Below are 20252 nucleotides of genomic sequence, written 5' to 3' on the forward strand. Positions count from 1 at the left end.
TCCGACAGACAGGGTGTAGGATAATTACTTTGCGATATTTGCTAATGAGTATTTAGATAAAATAGATGTTTTATCTGGCATTAAAAGAAAATAGATTGGTAGTTTGCTCTGACCGTTTGATACCGAAGTTTCGACATTGATGCTGAAGGTGTACAGGTATGGGTATAGGAAAATAAAGTAAGAGAAAAAGAGAAAGAGAGTATAGAGATGATTGATAATAAAAAACGTCCGGGTAAAGATCTTGATAGAATAGACCGGAATATTCTAAATGAGCTCCAAAAAGATGGTCGTATTTCAAACGTTGAGTTATCTAAACGTGTTGGTTTATCACCAACACCTTGTTTAGAGCGTGTACGTCGTTTAGAGCGCCAAGGATTTATTTCTGGTTATACTGCGCTGTTAAACCCTCATTACCTCGATGCATCATTACTGGTATTTGTGGAAATCACACTAAACCGTGGCGCGCCAGATGTTTTTGAACAATTTAATATGGCTGTTCAAAAACTTGAAGAAATCCAAGAATGTCATTTAGTTTCTGGTGATTTTGACTATCTGTTGAAAACTCGTGTGCCTGATATGTCTGCTTACCGTAAATTACTGGGTGAAACTCTGTTACGTCTTCCGGGTGTTAATGACACACGTACTTACGTGGTTATGGAAGAAGTTAAACAAAGCAACCGCCTTGTAATCAAAACTCGCTAAGCCAACTTAATAGGTTGGTGCAAAGCAGGAAAAAATTAGGTACACTCCTGTTTATGCATACAGTTTCAACGCTGAGATATCTCAGCGTTGTTCCGTTTTAATTTAACCCTAAGTTAAACCTGGAGAGCCCTCTTTGAGCCAGGAATATACAGAAGACAAAAATATTCGTTTAACAAAGATAAGTAACCGTCGTCGTGTTTGGGAAGCTATTCTCATTTTAATCGGGATTGGTGCTGTCTTTTTGATGGTTTCTTTATTTAGCTTTCATCCCTCTGATCCTAGCTGGTCACAAACCACATGGAATGAACCTATTCAAAACCTAGGTGGCAGTATCGGAGCATGGTTAGCTGATATCCTATTTTCAGCATTTGGCTTACTCGCCTATGCTATTCCTGTTGTGGTTGTTTTTGGTTGTTGGAATTCACTGCGCTACCAAAAAAATCGCGAATATACTGATTTTTTCTCCCTTGCACTTCGCACGATTGGCGCCTTGGCTCTGGTTTTCACCTCTTGTGCATTAGCTGATCTTAATTTTGATGATATCTACAATTTTAGCTCAGGTGGTGTTATTGGCAGCTTATTTAGTAAGGCATTGTTACCTTGGTTTAATGTATTAGGCGCAACACTTGCATTGTTATCTGTTTGGGCTGTTGGTTTTACATTATTTACAGGATGGTCGTGGCTAACTATCACCGAAAAGATTGGTGCAGTTATCCTTGGTACGGTGGGGTTTATTACTAATCGAGGCCAACACGACGCTGAATACGAAGACGAACAAGATGATAACACTCAAGATTTTGTTGATGATGTTACTGAACATTCAAATCAAACAGAAAAACAATCATCAGAACTGACAACAGAAGAGAGTGATGACATCTTATTTTCTGCGCCTTCAGCGCTTGAACTTGCTCGTCAGCAAGATATTGATTCATCGCAGCCTTCTAAAACAGAAGAAGATGAATTGCCTTCATTCAGTGCAACAAATGATACCGACGATCATGTTCAATCATTAACACCAGCTGCGCCTGTTATCGCCGAGTCTGTTGTAGAAAATACGTCTGAAATAACAGAAGAAGCACCTGAACATTACCGTTTTGATATTCCGGAAGCCTTCCTTAAAAAAGATATTCAGCCAGAAGCCAGTGCTCCTCAACATTCTGTTTATTCAATTCCAGAAGAGAACACATCTTCTGTGAAGCCATTAGTTGAGAATAACCCTATTGCACAACCTGCAGAGAGTTTTATGCCTGTAGGACGAGCTGAACCTACATTTTCACTGGTGCCAGATAGCGATGATACCTTAACACAAGCTGCAACGGTGACTGCCGGAGTCGCAACAAGTGCCTTAGTCAGCCACGGAGCACAAGTTAAACAAGGCTTAGGACCTGAACTGCCACGACCAAATCCAGTACGTTTGCCTACTCGCCGTGAGCTTTATGGTATTCACATCCCTTCGCAACGTGAAGCAGAGCTACGTCGTCGTGAAGAAGCGGTTCAATCTGAGCCTGAAGATGAGTTAGCTGATATTCAAGACCAAGCGAATTTTGAACAAGAATTACGTCAGCAATTTCTAGAGCAACAGCGTGAACGCTATGGTGACGAAGCTGGTGAGGTGATTGAGCAATCCACCTCTCATTATGAGCCGAATATTGAAACACCACTTTCTTCCTTTGATTATCAACAAGATAATTATCGAGACGAACCTACTGTTACTGCAAATACATTCTCTTCAGCAGAAGATAATAGTCATGATATCGACGAAAACGAGCTTTATGAACAGCAACAACTCGCTGCGCAATTTAAGCAACAATTGCAGGATCGTTATGGTGATGATGTTTCGTTAGATGATGAAGATGATGAAGTTTTGCCTCAAATATCAACATCAGCACCTTCATTACAAGCAACTACGGGTTACCAACCTCATATTCAACATTCGTTTGCCTCACAATCAGCAAAGCCAACGCAAACAATGGAGAAAAAAGTAGAGTATCCAACCAGTAATGCATTTTTACAAATCTCACCTCGTGATGATGACGAGGAAGAGTACACCCCAAAAATTGAGTTAGAAAGAGAACTCTCCGCATTAGAAGCTTTCTCACCTATTGATGATTTATTGGATGAAGAGCCGATAGAGCCGGTATTTACGCCGATTGTTTCTGAACCTGTTACGCCACGTGCTGTATCTCAAACTGCATTGCAATCACGTATTGAACCACAGCCAAATATGGCTCAGCATTTTGCACAGCAACAGCAACAGCAACAGCAACAGCAACAGCAACAGCAACAGCAACAGCAACAGCAACAGCAACAGCAACAGCAACAGCAAGAATCTTTAATTCACCCATTCTTGATGCGTAATGACAGACCGTTGCAAAAACCAACCACACCAATGCCTTCTCTGGATCTATTAACAACACCGCCAGTAGAAGAAGAACCTGTTGATATGTTTGAGCTTGAGCGTATTGGTAAACTTATTGAAGCGCGTCTTAATGATTACCGTGTTAAAGCCAAGGTGGTTGGTATTTCGCCGGGGCCTGTTATCACGCGATTTGAACTTGAACTTGCGCCGGGTGTAAAAGCCGCTCGTATTTCAAATTTATCACGCGACTTAGCACGTTCATTGTCTGCTATTGCAGTGCGTATTGTTGAGGTTATTCCAGGAAAACCGTATGTAGGACTGGAATTACCTAATAAAAAACGTCAAACCGTATATATGCGTGAATTGTTAGATAGTGATGCATTTCGTGACAGTCGCTCTCCATTGACTGTTGTCTTAGGTAAAGATATTGGTGGACAACCTGTTGTTGCCAATCTTGCTAAGATGCCACACTTATTGGTGGCTGGTACAACAGGTTCAGGTAAATCTGTCGGTGTGAATGCGATGATTATAAGCATTCTCTATAAAGCGAAACCAGAAGATGTTCGTTTTATTATGATTGACCCTAAAATGCTTGAGTTATCTGTATATGAAGGTATTCCGCATCTTCTGACAGAAGTTGTGACAGATATGAAAGATGCCGCAAGTGCGCTGCGATGGAGCGTGGCGGAAATGGAGCGTCGTTATAAATTAATGTCCGCACTTGGTGTACGTAACCTTGCGGGTTATAACGAAAAAATTAAAGAAGCTGAAGCAATGGGACGCCCAATTCCAGATCCATTCTGGAAACCAACAGACACTATAGCGACAGAAATGCCAACGTTGGAAAAAGAACCTTATATCGTGGTTGTCGTCGATGAATTCGCTGATTTAATGATGACCGCAGGTAAAAAAGTGGAAGAGTTAATTGCTCGCTTAGCGCAAAAAGCACGTGCTGCGGGTATTCACCTTGTACTTGCAACACAAAGACCTTCAGTTGATATTATTACTGGCTTAATTAAAGCCAATATACCTAGCCGTATTGCCTTTACAGTTTCAAGCAAAATCGACTCTCGAACTATTTTAGATCAAGGTGGTGCTGAATCATTATTAGGCATGGGTGATATGCTTTATGCACCGAATGGTTTTGTGCCTGAGCGTGTTCATGGTGCTTTTGTTAGCGATGATGAAGTACATGCTGTTGCAACTGATTGGAAGGCACGAGGTCGCCCACAATATATTGAAGCTATTACTAAGTGTGGTGAAGAAGGCGAAAGTGGTAATGGTGGTGGTTACGATGACGGTGAAGAGCTTGATCCATTATTTGACCAAGCGGTAGAGTTTGTTGTTGAAAAACAACGTGTTTCTATTTCTGGTGTACAACGTCAATTTAGAATTGGCTACAACCGTGCTGCAAGAATTGTAGAGCAAATGGAGATGCAAGGTATTGTCAGTACGCCAAATCACAACAATACGCGTGATGTACTTTCACCACCGCCGTCTGATATGTAATATCTTGAAAACTCAGTTATCAGCTAATGAGATAGCATGATAACCTGCACAATATCATTAAAAATTATACGCCGACATTATGTCGGCGTAATCTCATGCCGAGGCTTGTAGAATGAAAAAAGTATTATTTGCAGTGTGCGCGATGACATTAATAAGTAGCCAAGCCGCTTGGGCTGATGCGCGCCAAGATTTGCAACAACGATTAAATAAAGTAAATAGTTTTCAAGCTAACTTTAGTCAAACTGTCACTAGTAATGAAGGTACCCTTATTCAAAAAGGGGAAGGTAATTTAAAAGTACAACGTCCTGATTTGTTTAATTGGCAAATGACAGCGCCTGATGAGAGCACATTGATTTCTGATGGCAAAACATTATGGTTTTATAATCCCTTTGTAGAGCAAGTCACAGCGAGTTGGCTTGAAAGTGCGACAACCAATACTCCGTTTATGTTGATCGCGCGTAACGACAGTAAAGAATGGCAAAATTACGAAGTTAAACAAACGGGTGACCGTTTTGAGCTAACACCCAAAGTAGAAAATAACTTAAAACATTTTACGATCACCGTGTTACCTAATGGGCAAATCCAGCAATTTGCTGCCACAGAACAAGATGGTCAGGTGAGCAATTATCAACTCACGGCTCAAACGGTTACGCCAATCGATGCATCCGCATTTCGCTTTACACCTCCTGCGGGTGTGACTGTGGATGACCAACGTCAGTGAGGATATTTTGAGTAATTTATCACTCGATTTTTCACGCAATGAGTTCCAACCTCTGGCTGCAAGAATGCGGCCTGAAACATTGGAGCAATATATCGGACAAACGCATTTGCTTGCCGAAGGTAAGCCATTACCTCGAGCTATTAAGGCAGGGCAATTGCATTCCATGATTTTATGGGGGCCACCAGGAACAGGGAAAACAACCCTTGCTGAGATTATTGGTCGCTATGCACAAGCTGATATAGAACGTTTATCTGCGGTAACATCGGGTATTAAAGAAATCAGAGAGTCTATTGAAATTGCGCGCCAAAATCGTAATGCAGGGCGCAGAACAATACTGTTTGTTGATGAAGTACATCGTTTTAATAAAAGCCAGCAAGATGCTTTTTTACCTCATATTGAAGATGGAACTATCACTTTTATTGGCGCAACGACCGAAAACCCTTCTTTTGAACTTAATTCAGCCTTGCTCTCTAGGGCGAGAGTTTATCTATTACGTTCATTGAGTGAAGCTGATATTGAGTTAGTACTTCAACAAGCATTAGATGATACTGAGCGTGGTTTAGGTGGTCGCAATATCATTTTACCTACTGACACCCGTAAAATGATTGCACAATTGGTTAATGGTGATGCACGTCGTTCATTAAATTTACTTGAAATGATGGCAGATATTGCTGAAGTAGATAGCCAAGGAAAACGTACATTGACACCCGCGTTACTCACTGAAATCAGTGGTGAGCGTAGTGCGCGTTTTGATAATAAAGGTGATCGCTTTTACGATCTTATCTCTGCATTGCATAAATCAGTAAGAGGGTCTGCACCTGATGCAGCACTTTATTGGTACGCAAGGATCATAACAGCAGGTGGCGATCCACTTTATGTTGCTCGCCGTTTATTGGCAATCGCATCAGAAGATGTAGGTAATGCCGATCCTCGTGCAATGCAAGTTGCTATTGCTGCATGGGATTGCTTTACGCGTGTAGGGCCTGCTGAAGGTGAACGCGCGATTGCGCAAGCCATTGTATATTTGTCTTGCGCACCAAAAAGTAATGCGGTTTATACTGCATTTAAAGCAGCTATTGCAGATGCCAAAAGTAAACCTGATTATGATGTGCCTGAACATTTGCGTAATGCACCGACAAAACTCATGAAAGATATGGGGCTTGGCGCTGAGTATCGTTATGCTCATGATGAGCCTAATGCTTATGCGGCTGGAGAGGTTTATTTTCCTAAAGAAATGGCCAATACGCAGTACTATTACCCAGTAAAAAGAGGGTTAGAGATCAAGGTTGCAGAGAAATTAGACTGGCTTTCTCAACAAGATCAAAATAGTGCTACAAAACGCTATCGCAAAATGTAAAGATGCGGTAAGGTTATTAAATTATCATTAATTTCTTAACTATGCCTTGTCTCAGATATCTTTTTATAAGATAGGAGAGAAGGTTTTTATTAATCTATCAATAAGCACAGGATAAGCATGCTCGATCCAAATCTACTGCGTAATGAGCTAGACGCGGTCGCCGAAAAACTGGCTCGCAGGGGGTTCACCCTCGATGTGGAAAAAATCCGTCAACAAGAAGAACGCCGTAAGGTGTTACAAGTTGAAACCGAATCCCTGCAAGCAGAACGTAATTCTCGATCGAAGTCCATCGGTGCGGCAAAAGCGCGTGGTGAAGATATTGAGCCACTTCGTCAGGAAGTTAACCTGTTAGGTGAAAAACTTGAAGCTGCAAAAGCAGAACTTGAAGTTCTTCAAGCAGAAATCCGCGATTACGTTTTAACTATCCCGAATATGCCAGATGATGCTGTGCCAAATGGTAAAGATGATAGCGAAAACGTAGAAGTTTCTCGTTGGGGCACACCAAAGACTTATGATTTCGAATTAAAAGATCATGTGACTTTAGGTGAGTTGACTGATGGTTTAGATTTCGCTTCTGCGGTGAAAATTACTGGTTCACGTTTTGTTGTGATGAAAGGTCAAATTGCACGTTTACATCGTGCTATCACACAATTTATGCTGAATCTGCATACCGAAGAGCACGGCTACCAAGAAATGTATGTTCCTTACTTGGTTAACCACGCAACTCTGTACGGTACAGGTCAGTTACCTAAATTTAGTGAAGACTTATTCCACACTAAACCGTTAGAAGAAGAAGCAGAAAGCCAATACGCGCTTATTCCAACAGCAGAAGTGCCAGTTACCAACATGGTAAGAGACGTTATTCTCGAAGAAGACGATTTACCATTGAAAATGACAGCTCATACGCCATGTTTCCGTTCAGAAGCGGGCTCTTATGGCCGTGATACTCGTGGCCTTATTCGCATGCACCAATTTGATAAAGTTGAGCTGGTTCAAATTGCTCATCCTGAAAAATCAATGGAAGCATTAGAAGAGCTAACAGGTCATGCTGAAAAAGTACTGCAATTACTGAATCTGCCATATCGTAAAGTTGTGCTTTGCACAGGTGATATCGGTTTTGGTTCACGTAAAACTTACGACTTAGAAGTTTGGGTTCCGGCTCAAAATACTTACCGTGAAATTTCTTCATGCTCAAATATGTGGGATTTCCAAGCACGTCGTATGCAAGCACGTTTCCGTTCTAAAGGTGACAAGAAAACACAACTGGTTCATACATTAAATGGTTCTGGTTTAGCAGTAGGTCGTACCTTAGTCGCAATCATGGAAAATTATCAAATGGCTGATGGTCGTATTGAAATTCCAGAAGTGCTACGTCCTTATATGAATGGTTTAGAATATATCGGTTAATTATTATCTAATTAATTGAATATTAATAATTTAACCCTCTGCTTAGGCAGGGGGTTTTTTATTGTTTGTAATAAATATTTATCTCTATTAATTTAATTTAACTTAGAGATTAAAGCTAATGTGTAAAGATATAATCGAGTAAATGTTTTCTAAAAAGATAATTAGGAACCGTTTAATTCTAAGGTATGCCATTTTTATTTATCGCATTTTCATTCCCTGCTTGACAATTTCTCTCATTAACATTAATTTGGGTTTCTAGATGTTTAGCCGTCTAGATTTCCATTTGATGAGCAGGTTACTTAAAATGATAACACTAAAAAATGTCAGCAAAATTTATCTGCGAGGTAAAAAACAAACTGTTGCTGTTGATGATATTAATCTCAATATTGAACAAGGGGATATCTTTGGCATTATTGGTTATAGCGGCGCAGGGAAAAGTAGTTTGATCCGACTATTAAATCGCTTAGAGCCAGTTACTAAAGGTGAGGTGATTGTAGGTAAATATAATATTACTACCAGTAGTGAGCGTGAGATCCGTAAAATTCGTCACTCGATAGGCATGATTTTTCAGCATTTTAATTTATTGTGGTCACGCACAGTTAGAGAAAATATTGAATTTCCACTCGAAATTTCTGGTTTAGATAAAAAACAACGCTTTCAGCGAGCAAGTGAACTTATGACGTTGGTTGGGCTTGCTGATAAAGCAGATGAATATCCATCAACATTAAGTGGTGGGCAAAAGCAACGTGTGGGCATTGCTAGAGCGCTAGCAAACAATCCTGATGTTTTATTATGTGATGAAGCGACATCTGCATTAGATCCAAAAACAACACAAACAATTTTAGCATTGCTTGCTGAAATTAATAAAAAAATGAATATTACGATAGTGTTGATCACACATGAAATGCAAGTTGTAAAAGCAATATGCAATAAAGTTGCAGTTATTGAGCAAGGAAGAATAATAGAACAAGGTGAAGTGCTAAAAATATTTAATCAGCCAAAACATAATGTGACACAACAATTTTTATCTCAATCAATACAGGTAATAGATAATAATGATGATATTGATAATATAAAACAGCAAAGCACAGTAATAAAGCTGTTACTGCAAGAGGGTAAAAAATATGACTATTTACTTTATGATTTAATTTCTAAATTTAATGAGCCTGTTAATTTAATAAAAGGTAATTTTTCACAAGAAAATGGATTTATTTATTTACAGTTAAATAATAAATCTTATGAAATAATCCAATATCTTGAGAGCAATAATTTTGATATAGCGGTTGTGTGATATGGATGAAATACAAATTTTAGTTAATAATTATTTCCCTCATTTAAAACTCAATGTCTTAGGAGAAGAAACATTAAATACTCTATATATGACATTAGTTTCGGGTCTATTATCTTGCTTATTAGGTATATTAATTGGTGTTGCATTATTTTTAACAGAAAAAGAAGGCTATAAAGAGCAGATTTCTATTTATAGAACGCTCTCATTTATTGTAAATATTTTTAGAGCCGTTCCTTTTATTATTTTAATTATCTTATTGTTTCCTTTTACCAAATGGATTGTGGGAACTATATTAGGTGTTAATGCAGCACTACCTGCATTAGTGATTTCTGCGGCTGCTTTTTATGCTCGATTGGTTGAATTAGCACTACGTGAAGTTGATAAAGGCGTAATAGAAGCAAGCCTTTCAATGGGGGCTAATTTACCTACATTAATATTTAAAGTGTTACTGCCTGAATCATCCCCTGCGCTGGTTTCTGGATTAACCGTAACATTAATTTCTTTAGTTGGAGGAACAGCTGTTGCCGGGGCGATTGGTGCCGGTGGATTAGGGAACTTAGCTTATTTAGAAGGATTTCAGCGCAGTCATCTTGATGTGGTTTGGGTTGCTACATTAGTTATTTTATTAATTGTGTTATGTATTCAGCTATTGGGAGATAGCGTTGTAAGAAATATAGATAAACGTTAATCAAAGAATAAACTTAATTAAAAATCAAATTTAAAAATAAGGTTATAACAATGAAATTAACAGTAATAAAAAAACTGGGTTCACTGCTACTTGTTAGCTTAGCTTTATCTGCTTGTAAGCCAACGAATGAAAAGTCAGAAAATAAATTAATTATAGGTGCATCAAGTACACCTCATGCTGAAATCCTAGAGTTTATAAAACCCCAATTGGAAAAAGAAGGGTTAGAGTTAGATATTCGGATCTTTAATGATTATATTATTCCTAACCAAGCATTAGCAGAAAAAGAATTAGATGCAAATTTCTTCCAACATGTGCCTTATTTAAATAAAACCTTAGCAGATCATCCTGATTGGAAATTAGTCTCCGCTGGCGCTGTACATATGCATCCTTATCGTTTTTTCTCGCAAAAATATAAAAGTTTACAGGATTTGCCTAATGGTGCAAAAATGATAAGTAGTAATAATCTGGCACAGCATGGTCATATATTAAAACTATTCCAAGACGAAGGAATAATTAAATTACGTGATGGCATCGATCCTGATGATTCTACAATTGACGATATTGTAGAAAATCCTCGTAATATTAAATTCCTATTTACTTATGATGGCCCATTATTACCACAAATTTATAAAAATGGTGAAGCAGATGTCGCTTCTATTGATGGGCACTTTGCTATTAATGCGGGGCTAGATTTAACCAAAGAAGTGATTTATACCGAGCCTGCTGCAAACAGTAAGTTTGCTAACGTGGTTGTGATTAGAGAAGAAGATAAAAATGATCCACGTATTGCTAAATTAATGACGCAATTACGAGCTCCAGAGACAAAACAATTTATTCTAGAAACGTTTAAGGGCGAAGCTGTTCCTGTTCCATAATATTATCTGTAGCAAAAAGTTGTGATCAAATAGTCAGTGGAGCAAGAAATTGTTCCACTTTTTTGTTTATAACAAGGGCTATTATAAAAAGGTTTTTAATAAAGAAATGACTATTTAACAAAAATATAACGCAATCCTTCATTGGTTAAACCGATCACGGCAGATCCTATTTATGCTGTTAAATTAGACCTATCGCTCGAATTTACCTCAATTATTTTATGACGTTTCTATTTACATAGAACCCTACAAAAGAGCATATTCTATGATAGTTTCTAAACCGCAGTTACATCAATTAATCAAAAATAAATTACATCATGCAGGACTAAATGAAGCGCATGCAGATACGGTGGCTGATGTCTTAGTCCATGCTGATGGTAAAGGCATTCACTCTCATGGTGCTGTGCGTGTAGAGTATTATGCAGAGCGCATTAGCAAAGGTGGTACAAACACCACACCTAACTTTACTTATACTGAAACTGGGCCTTGTAGCGCTGTATTTGATGGCGATAATGGTGCTGGGCATGTTGCAGCTAAAGATGCAATGGAACGTGCTATCAAAATGGCACAAGACAAGGGCGTTGCTGTTGTCGGTGTTCGACGCATAGGTCACAGTGGAGCACTATCTTATTTTGTCGAGCAAGCATCACAAGCAGGAATGATTGGCATCTCACTTTGCCAATCTGATCCTATGGTTGTTCCTTTTGGTGGCTCAGAGGTGTATTACGGTACAAACCCTATCGCGTTTTCTGCCCCAGGCGTAGGTGATAAACATATTACATTTGATATGGCGACAACCGTACAGGCATGGGGTAAGGTACTAGATGCACGTTCAAGACATACGGATATTCCTGATACTTGGGCGGTAGATGAAAGCGGAAAGCCTACGACAGATCCTTTTGCGGTAAAAGGCTTATTGCCTATTGCTGGCCCTAAAGGTTATGGCTTGATGATGATGGTCGATGTGCTGTCAGGTATTTTGCTTGGGCTTCCTTTTGGTAAACATGTTAGCTCAATGTATCACGATTTAACGCAAGGACGAGAGCTAGGTCAATTGCATATTGTAATTAATCCAGCATTCTTTACTGATGCGACATTATTTAGAGAGCATATCTCACAAGTTATGGGGGAATTAAATGCCATTAAGCCGGCCCCTAATGTTGAAAAAGTCCTTTATCCTGGTGAAAATAGTCAAATAGAAGAACAGAGAAGTGAAAGTGAAGGTATTGAAATTGTTGATGAAATTTATGACTATTTAATATCTGACGTACTTTACAATAAATCTTATGATAATAAAAATCCGTTTGCGGGTTAATGATAAATCTATTTGTGTTTCATAATAAAAAGCAGTAGACGAAAAAAGTACTACTGCTTTTTTGTTTAAGCTAATAGATTTAAAATTAGCTTACTAATTTACCAATATTAGACTCGGCAGTTTTATTCAGGGAAATGGTTCCATTTCCACCAACTCCACCGTTATTTCCTTGATTTCCTATATTATGGTGATAAAAAATATCACGATAAGAACCATACATTGCAGTATAGGAAAGAGGGATGGTAATAAGTAGACCTAAACCAAATGGAATAATACTAATAGCAATAATAAAAAACAGTAAAATAAAGAAGAAGAAACCACCAGATAAGTTTATTTTTACTGCTGCAAGGCTTGCTTTAACTGCAGGGAATGCCTTATAGCCATTGACTAATACCAGAGCTGGTACAAACCAATAGGCTGCAGTGCTTAACGCGCCAAAAATAGCGATAATAACAAAAAATAATGTAAACCCAGATGAGTTATCCATCATCATTTCAGCAATGATTTCGTCAGGATAATCGCTATTGATAGCATAAAAAATATCCATCATAGTGGCACTGCTGACGACAACTGCAAGAATAATCCCTACGAGTAAGATAAGAAAGCTGATCCCATAAGCGCCCATTAAACTGAGGTAGCGCTTGTTATAAAATCCAAAAAATAAATTATCAACATCAATACGTTGTGTTTCATATTGTTGATGAGCAATTGCCACGACACCTGCGGCTAATACAGTAGTAATAAAAGGTGAGATGATTGGACCAATTAGTGGAATAAACCCAAGAATGGTCGAGATAATAAGACTAACGATAAAGTAGATAATAATAACGCCTATCCACATCCAAAAACGTTCTTTTATTAGATCCCATCCTAGCCCCAACCAGCGAACACCGCCTGAGGCACCTCGCGCTTGAGGGATAGGTGTAAAGATCTCTTGTGGTTCTGTTTGCGATGAATTGTTGTCTTGTTCCATTTCCTGTACCTTAATCCCAATATCTTTGTTTATAAATATAAGCCTTCTATAATATCTTTTTGTTTTGTTATTAATCAACTGTATTAAACTTAATATAGGTTAAGGATAATCTTATTATGAGGTTAATTTTATTTTTCCTATAAAAATATTCGATGTGAGTTTGATAAAAGCAGAATAAAGATAATTAATTGTCTTTTTGATAAAGGATTAGTTTATTTATAAGTATATAGAAAATTTACAGTTCAATTATGATGAAGTACTACATTGCTCACTTTAAGTTGATACCATCTTTCTTATATTAAAATATACGTGAATTAAATAAGAAGTATATCATGGGGAATAAAACAGGTCCTAAACCTACAGCCAAAATGACAGGTGAAATAGATAAGCGATGAAGAGTAACACCTGTAAGTAAGAAGAAACATCCTGATCTTAAAGTTCATGATTATAAAAAGGTGATTAATATAAGCTTTTGCTAATTTTAATAAAACAAAAAAGCAGCGCTTAAAAACGCCGCTTCTTAAATTAATTTTAAGTAGAAAAACTTAATACATGACTTTGTGGCCGTAAGACTCAAGAATAGATTTTACATTTTCCATCGTCTCTTTTGACGGTGGATGAATACCATCTAGTTTGTATTCTTCGCCTAAAGCGACCCATTTATGTTTGCCGAGTTCGTGGTAAGGTAGTAGTTCTACTTTTTCAATGTTTTTCATATCTTTAATAAATTCGCCTAAACGATGAGCAGAATCATCATCGTCAGACCAACCTGGAACAACCACATAACGAACCCATGTTTTTTGGCCTCGTTTTGCTAAATAACGCGCAAATTCAAGTGTGCGTTGGTTTGATACGCCCACTAATTTTTGGTGAATTTCATCATTGACTTGTTTTAGGTCGAGCATCACCAAGTCAGTGGCATCCATTAATTCATCAATAACGGGATCATAACGACGAACAAAGCCGTTAGTATCTAAGCAAGTATGGATATTTTCTTTTTGACATGCTCGGAACCAATCGCGCACAAACTCTGCTTGCAAAATCGCTTCGCCACCAGAAGCAGTAACACCGCCACCAGAAGCATTCATAAAATGACGATAGGTTACCGCCTCTTTCATTAATTCATCAACTGTGACGATTTGCCCACCATGAGTATCCCATGTGTCACGGTTGTGACAATAGAGGCATCTCATTAAGCATCCTTGAAAGAAAACAATGAAACGTATTCCGGGACCGTCAACAGTACCGCAGGATTCAAATGAGTGGATACGACCAAGTACGGACATAACAGGGTTACTCCAAAACTGTCTAGATAAAAAGGCCCCAAAGTAGGGGCCTTTATTCTAAGCGATTTTATCTACTTTCTCAGTAAATAAATGCATATAGTTATCTTTATTACATTGTTTGTGTAAATGTACGGGTGATAACGTCTTGCTGTTGCTCTTTAGTCAGTGAGTTAAAGCGAACTGCATAACCAGAAACACGGATAGTTAACTGAGGATATTTCTCAGGATCTTCCATTGCTTCTAACAGCATTTCACGATTCATCACGTTAACGTTCAGATGTTGACCACCTTCAATGCCGGCTTCATGGTGGAAATAACCATCCATCAGACCCGCAAGGTTCGCTTTACGAACATCATCATCTTTACCTAATGCATTAGGTACGATTGAGAAGGTGTAAGAAATACCGTCTTTTGCATAAGCAAATGGCAGTTTAGCAACTGAAGTCAGTGAAGCAACAGCACCTTTTTGGTCACGACCGTGCATTGGGTTAGCACCTGGTCCGAATGGTGCGCCTGCACGACGACCGTCTGGAGTGTTACCTGTTTTCTTACCGTAAACAACGTTTGAAGTGATAGTCAGGATAGACTGTGTAGGTACCGCATTACGGTAAGTACGCAGTTTCTGAATTTTCTTCATGAAACGTTCAACTAAGTCACAAGCGATATCATCTACACGAGAATCGTTGTTACCAAATTGTGGGTATTCGCCATCAATTTTGAAGTCAACTGCTAAGCCGTTTTCATCACGGATTGGAGAAACTTTTGCATATTTGATAGCAGACAATGAGTCAGCAGCAACAGACAGACCTGCGATACCACATGCCATTGTACGATATACATCACGGTCATGAAGTGCCATCAGAGCTGCTTCATAGCTGTATTTATCGTGCATGTAATGGATAACGTTCAGTGCAGTTACGTACTGAGTTGCTAACCAATCCATAAAGTGGTCCATTTGGTTCATCACAGTATCGAAGTCTAAGACATCATCCATGATTGGCGCATGTTTTGGACCTACTTGGATCTTCAGTTTTTCGTCAACACCACCATTGATGGTATACAGTAAGGTTTTCGCTAAGTTTGCACGAGCACCGAAGAACTGCATTTGTTTACCAACAACCATTGGGCTAACACAACATGCGATTGCATAGTCATCGCTGTCGAAGTCAGGACGCATTAAGTCATCATTTTCGTACTGGATTGAAGAAGTATCGATTGAGACTTTCGCTGCGTATTTTTTGAAGTTGATAGGCAGTTGTTCTGACCACAGGATGGTCATGTTTGGTTCTGGAGATGGACCCATTGTGTACAGGGTATTTAAGAAACGGAAAGTATTCTTAGTTACCAGAGTACGGCCATCTAAACCCATACCAGCTAAAGATTCTGTTGCCCAGATTGGGTCACCAGAGAACAGTTCATCATATTCAGGAGTACGTAAGAAACGAACCATACGTAATTTCATGACTAAGTGGTCAATTAATTCCTGAGCTTGTTCTTCTGTCAGTAAACCAGCTTCAATATCACGTTGGATGTAGATATCTAAGAAAGTAGATACACGACCAAATGACATTGCAGCACCGTTTTGAGATTTAACAGCGGCTAAGTAACCGAAGTAAGTCCATTGTACTGCTTCTTTTGCGTTTTGAGCAGGGCGAGAAATATCGTAACCGTATTTCGCAGCCATTTCTTGGATTTGACCTAAAGCAGCATGCTGCTCTGCGATTTCTTCACGCAGTTGGATAGTCATTTCCAGATCTTCGCCTTTTTCCATTCTTTCTTGTAAAGAAGTGAACTGAGCGAATTTGTCTTTACGCAGGAAGTCGATACCGTACAGTGCAACACGACGGTAGTCACCGATGATACGGCCACGACCATAAGCATCTGGTAAACCTGTTAAGATACCAGATTTACGGCATTTCATGATGTCTGGAGTATAAACATCGAAAACGCCTTGGTTGTGAGTTTTACGATAATCAGTAAAGATTTTTTTCAGTTCTGGATCCAGCTCACGGTTGTAAGCGTGGCAAGAACTTTCAACCATACGGATACCACCGAATGGGATGATCGCACGTTTCAGAGGTGCATCAGTCTGTAAACCTACGATTTGTTCTAAATCTTTAGTGATGTAACCCGCATCGTGTGATGTGATAGTTGAAGCAACAGAAGTATCAAAATCAACCGGCGCATGCGTACGGTTTTCGATTTTGATGCCTTCCATAACTTGTTCCCAAAGTGTATCAGTTGCTTTAGTGGAACCTGCTAGGAAAGATTCGTCGCCTTCATATGGAGTATAGTTTTTTTGGATAAAATCACGAACGTTAACACCGTTCTGCCATTCACCTTCAGAAAAACCTTTCCATGCTTCAGCAAATTTTTCATTTAAATCAGACATGATACTTCTACCTTTTTACAATGGAACTTAAGAAATCAGTCATACCTGCACGGATTAATGTTTGTCACCGCGCAGATGCATTAACCAGTATACCAGACCGACTAGGACTGCCCCGCCAATAATGTTACCAATAGTGACAGGCAATAAATTATCAGAGATAAAATTTGATACCGTTAAATTTGAAAATTGTTCGGGTGATGCACCTACTTTAGCCCAGAATTCTGCGGGTGCAAAATTCTTAATAACAATACCTAAAGGAATAAGAAACATGTTAGCGATACTGTGCTCGAAACCGCTAGCAACGAACATACCGATAGGTAAAATCAGTGCAAAAAGCTTATCAATGAGTGTACGACCTGCATAGCTCATCCATACTGCAAGACAAACCATTAAATTAGCTAGAATGCCTAAACAGACTGCTTCGATAAAGGTGTGTTCAACTTTATGTTGTGCAGTTTGTAAAACGTTTAGCCCCCAAAGCCCATTTGCGGCCATATGTTGGCCAGCAAACCACATTAAGGCAACAAAAAAGAGTGCGCCAATGAAGTTACCAAGATAGACATTTATCCAGTTAGCAAACATTTTGCCCCAAGATATACGTCCAGTCGCTTTAGGAATAATAGTTAGAACAGTTGAGGTAAATAAGTCTGCGCCACAAACGACGACGAGCATTAACCCCAGTGAGAAGCAGATCCCGCCAACTAATTTAGCCAGCCCAAATGGAACAGATGCGGTGCCTGTAGTAGCAGTAATATAAAAAACAAAAGCAATTGATATAAACATTCCCGCAGTAAATGCAGATAAGTAAGTCGTTGGAATATGTTTATTTGCTTTATAACAACATGCATCATCGGCAACTTTTGCCATATCAGCAGGTGATAATAAATTAAAAGGGCTGTCAGCTTTCATACTAACACTCTCTTATATGTTGGAATAATTATAGCACGCAATAATAGTAGCAAAGGGGCTTACTTCTAAAATTGATATGGATCATGGTCGCTTGTTAGAAACCCGTTTTTAGTGCGTAAAAACCCGCTATTTATGCTATAACTACTTGATTAATAAAATAAAAAAATTTTTTAAAAATTATCAAAAAATTTTAGAGTAGCTGGATAAATAAAGTAAAAAGTAAAGATAAAGTATTATTTAGACTCCGTATGTTAAGAATTAAAAATCAAATTTAACGCCTTATTTACTTTTGCTATAAATATAAACATTACTTTATTTGTGGTTAATCATGATTGATTACTCCAGACATATAACCATTATAAAAATAAGGTTTTTAAATTTTTGAGATCTGGTTAAACAAATAGCAATTTAAACTATATTTAAGCACTATTCTTAGTGCAAAAATTCAAAATATATTTATAGTGTCGTATTAAATATCTTAAATCGTCACTTTTGCCATATTTTGGCAATTTTGTCGGATGGCATATTTGTCAAGTTGACAAAATTGTCAAAAATTTATTTTTAGCAAAATAAAACACTCTACTTTTCAATAGAGTGTTTCAATTTAAATACGCGCTTATTATTCAGTTAAATCTAGTGATTATTTAATAAATCATCCTAAATAAAATAGGCTTATTTGTTCGATTGACGTTTTGCTTTTTGTAATTTTTCATAAGCAGCAAGTAGCGACTGATGAATAGGTAAATTTGTTAAGTCAGCATCGATAGGTTGTAAACCATAAAATGCTTGTTTACCTTGTATTGCGTTTAAGGCTGCTTGTAATGTTTCTTCTCCATACATACGAGAGAATGCATACATGTATTGCGCAGGTTCACGTTCAGTCTCTTGTTGTAATAATAAGAGATTGTGTAAGCAACGATAATAATTTTGGCGTTCTGGCGTAAATAAAGAAGCGTTGAAATCTTTAGTCCATTCAACCCAAACAAGCGCTTGGTCAAGATCACCACCAGCAAGTGCAAGCATGGATTTTAATTCACCCACTCGCAAATGGCTCCAGCCATTATCTTTACCCGGTGCAATACCAATCATTTCTCTGATACGAGTAAAGTCGTCTAAACCATCTTCATCAAATTGACCGATAAGTGATAAATATTCTTCTTTTGTGCCTTCGCTTGTTGGTAACGAAAGAACAGTATCACGCCAATGTACACCCATAATGTTATTGGCTAACTGTAGATCTTCTGCAGGGTAAATATCCGATAAACCAGGCACTAAAATACGGCATGCATAAACGCCTAAGTGTGAGTAATCCATAATATAGACTTCAGCATCACACTGTTGACATAGTGCCATTAAGGTATGGAACTCTTCTTCAGTGGTGCCACTGAAATTCCAATCAGCAAAAGTATAATCGGCATCTTTCTTAAATAGATCCCAACTAATTAAACCACTTGAATCAATGAAATGTGTTTCAAGATTGGTGTGATCACCTACTTCTTCATCATCAAAGCTTGGTGGGTTGAAAACATCAAGATCTTTAAGACTACGGCCTTGTAATAACTCAGTGACAGTACGCTCTAAAGCGACACCAAAATCAGGATGAGCTCCAAAAGAAGCGAAGCAAGTTCCATTTTGTGGGTTAAATAACACGACACAAATAACAGGGAATTTCCCCCCTAAAGAAGCATCAAAGCTAAAGATTGGGAAACCTTCTTGCTCTAAGGTATTAATCGCCTCAATAACAGCAGGGTAGCGAGCTAAAACCTCTTTAGGAATTTCAGGTAAGCTAATTCTTTCGGTGATAATGCGGTTTTTCACATAGCGTTCAAAAACTTCTGAAAGTCCTTGGACACGAGCTTCATTCTTAGTGTTACCCGCAGACATACCATTAGAGGCATACAAGTTAGCGATAATATTTACAGGAATATAAACAGGTTTTTCATCTGATTGACGTATAAATGGTAGTGCGCAAATTCCACGATCATGATTACTTGATTGTAAATCAACTAATTCACTACCACATAACTCACCTTCAGGATCATAAAATTCACGTAAACGTGCATCTAATAAGCCAGTAGGAACAGAATCATCCTCAGTGAGAGGGAACCATCTTTCACTTGGATAGTGAACAAATTCACCTTCTGCAATATCAGTACCTAGCCAGAAATCAGAGAAGAAATAATTAGTTGAAAGACGCTCGAAGTACTCGCCTAATGCGGAAGCTAATGCTGCTTTTTTACTGGCACCTTTACCGTTAGTAAAACATAAAGGGCAATCTTTATCGCGAATATGAACAGACCAGACATTAGGAACTGGGTTTAACCATGAAGCTTCTTCAATGTTAAAGCCTAAGTCGGTTAATTTTTTCTGAAAGCTAGCGATAGAATCTTCCAGTGCGGCATCTTTACCAGGAATGAATGTTTGTGACATGGCAGGTTTCATTAATATTTTGCGGATGATAGTTAGGGGCA

The 20252-nt window shown here is 38.4% G+C and carries 14 protein-coding genes; 9 read left to right on the plus strand and 5 right to left on the minus strand.

Going from position 1 to position 20252, the window contains the following annotated elements:
* Window positions 1-207 precede the first annotated feature (207 nt).
* The 9 genes from lrp to allD all read left to right on the plus strand — a co-directional run bounded on the left by lrp (window position 208) and on the right by allD (window position 12221).
* Window positions 208-702, plus strand: coding sequence for a leucine-responsive transcriptional regulator Lrp (lrp, locus tag GTH24_RS06065; protein ID WP_004244566.1), 495 nt, complete (start codon window positions 208-210; stop codon window positions 700-702).
* A 133-nt stretch (window positions 703-835) separates the two neighbouring features.
* The gene (locus tag GTH24_RS06070; protein ID WP_164526072.1) at window positions 836-4570 is read left to right on the plus strand and encodes a DNA translocase FtsK 4TM domain-containing protein; all 3735 of its coding nucleotides are present in this window, start codon (window positions 836-838) and stop codon (window positions 4568-4570) included.
* Between the two features lie 112 nt (window positions 4571-4682).
* Complete coding sequence (lolA, locus tag GTH24_RS06075; protein WP_072069686.1) at window positions 4683-5291, plus strand: outer membrane lipoprotein chaperone LolA; 609 nt, start codon at window positions 4683-4685, stop codon at window positions 5289-5291.
* Window positions 5292-5298: 7 nt separating this feature from the next.
* On the plus strand, window positions 5299-6648 hold the full coding sequence (locus GTH24_RS06080) for a replication-associated recombination protein A (protein WP_072069730.1): 1350 nt from the start codon (window positions 5299-5301) through the stop codon (window positions 6646-6648).
* Window positions 6649-6765: 117 nt separating this feature from the next.
* Window positions 6766-8055 (plus strand): serine--tRNA ligase, encoded by a 1290-nt coding sequence (serS, locus tag GTH24_RS06085; RefSeq protein ID WP_072069685.1) that lies wholly within the window; start codon window positions 6766-6768, stop codon window positions 8053-8055.
* Between the two features lie 304 nt (window positions 8056-8359).
* On the plus strand, window positions 8360-9346 hold the full coding sequence (locus GTH24_RS06090) for a methionine ABC transporter ATP-binding protein (RefSeq protein WP_072069684.1): 987 nt from the start codon (window positions 8360-8362) through the stop codon (window positions 9344-9346).
* 1 nt (window position 9347) lies between these two features.
* Entirely contained in the window at window positions 9348-10034 is a 687-nt protein-coding gene (locus tag GTH24_RS06095) for a methionine ABC transporter permease (protein ID WP_072069683.1), read from the plus strand.
* 50 nt (window positions 10035-10084) lie between these two features.
* On the plus strand, window positions 10085-10909 hold the full coding sequence (locus tag GTH24_RS06100; RefSeq protein ID WP_082151810.1) for a MetQ/NlpA family ABC transporter substrate-binding protein: 825 nt from the start codon (window positions 10085-10087) through the stop codon (window positions 10907-10909).
* Between the two features lie 262 nt (window positions 10910-11171).
* Window positions 11172-12221, plus strand: a complete 1050-nt coding sequence (gene allD / locus GTH24_RS06105) for an ureidoglycolate dehydrogenase (protein ID WP_072069682.1) — start codon at window positions 11172-11174, stop codon at window positions 12219-12221.
* 85 nt (window positions 12222-12306) lie between these two features.
* On the opposite strand, the gene GTH24_RS06110 is transcribed toward allD, so the two are convergent.
* The 5 genes from GTH24_RS06110 to ycaO all read right to left on the minus strand — a co-directional run bounded on the left by GTH24_RS06110 (window position 12307) and on the right by ycaO (window position 20211).
* A complete protein-coding gene (locus GTH24_RS06110) occupies window positions 12307-13194 on the minus strand; it encodes a BPSS1780 family membrane protein (RefSeq protein WP_072069681.1) in 888 nt (295 codons plus the stop codon).
* Between the two features lie 545 nt (window positions 13195-13739).
* Entirely contained in the window at window positions 13740-14480 is a 741-nt protein-coding gene (gene pflA, locus GTH24_RS06115) for a pyruvate formate lyase 1-activating protein (RefSeq protein WP_036938126.1), read from the minus strand.
* 109 nt (window positions 14481-14589) lie between these two features.
* Window positions 14590-16872, minus strand: a complete 2283-nt coding sequence (pflB, locus tag GTH24_RS06120; RefSeq protein WP_072069680.1) for a formate C-acetyltransferase — start codon at window positions 16870-16872, stop codon at window positions 14590-14592.
* A gap of 54 nt (window positions 16873-16926) precedes the next feature.
* Window positions 16927-17781 (minus strand): formate transporter FocA, encoded by an 855-nt coding sequence (focA, locus tag GTH24_RS06125; RefSeq protein ID WP_072069679.1) that lies wholly within the window; start codon window positions 17779-17781, stop codon window positions 16927-16929.
* 672 nt (window positions 17782-18453) lie between these two features.
* Entirely contained in the window at window positions 18454-20211 is a 1758-nt protein-coding gene (gene ycaO / locus GTH24_RS06130; protein ID WP_164526073.1) for a 30S ribosomal protein S12 methylthiotransferase accessory factor YcaO, read from the minus strand.
* Window positions 20212-20252: the final 41 nt, after the last annotated feature.

It is taken from the genome of Proteus vulgaris (genome assembly GCF_011045815.1).
Classification (GTDB): domain Bacteria; phylum Pseudomonadota; class Gammaproteobacteria; order Enterobacterales; family Enterobacteriaceae; genus Proteus; species Proteus vulgaris_B.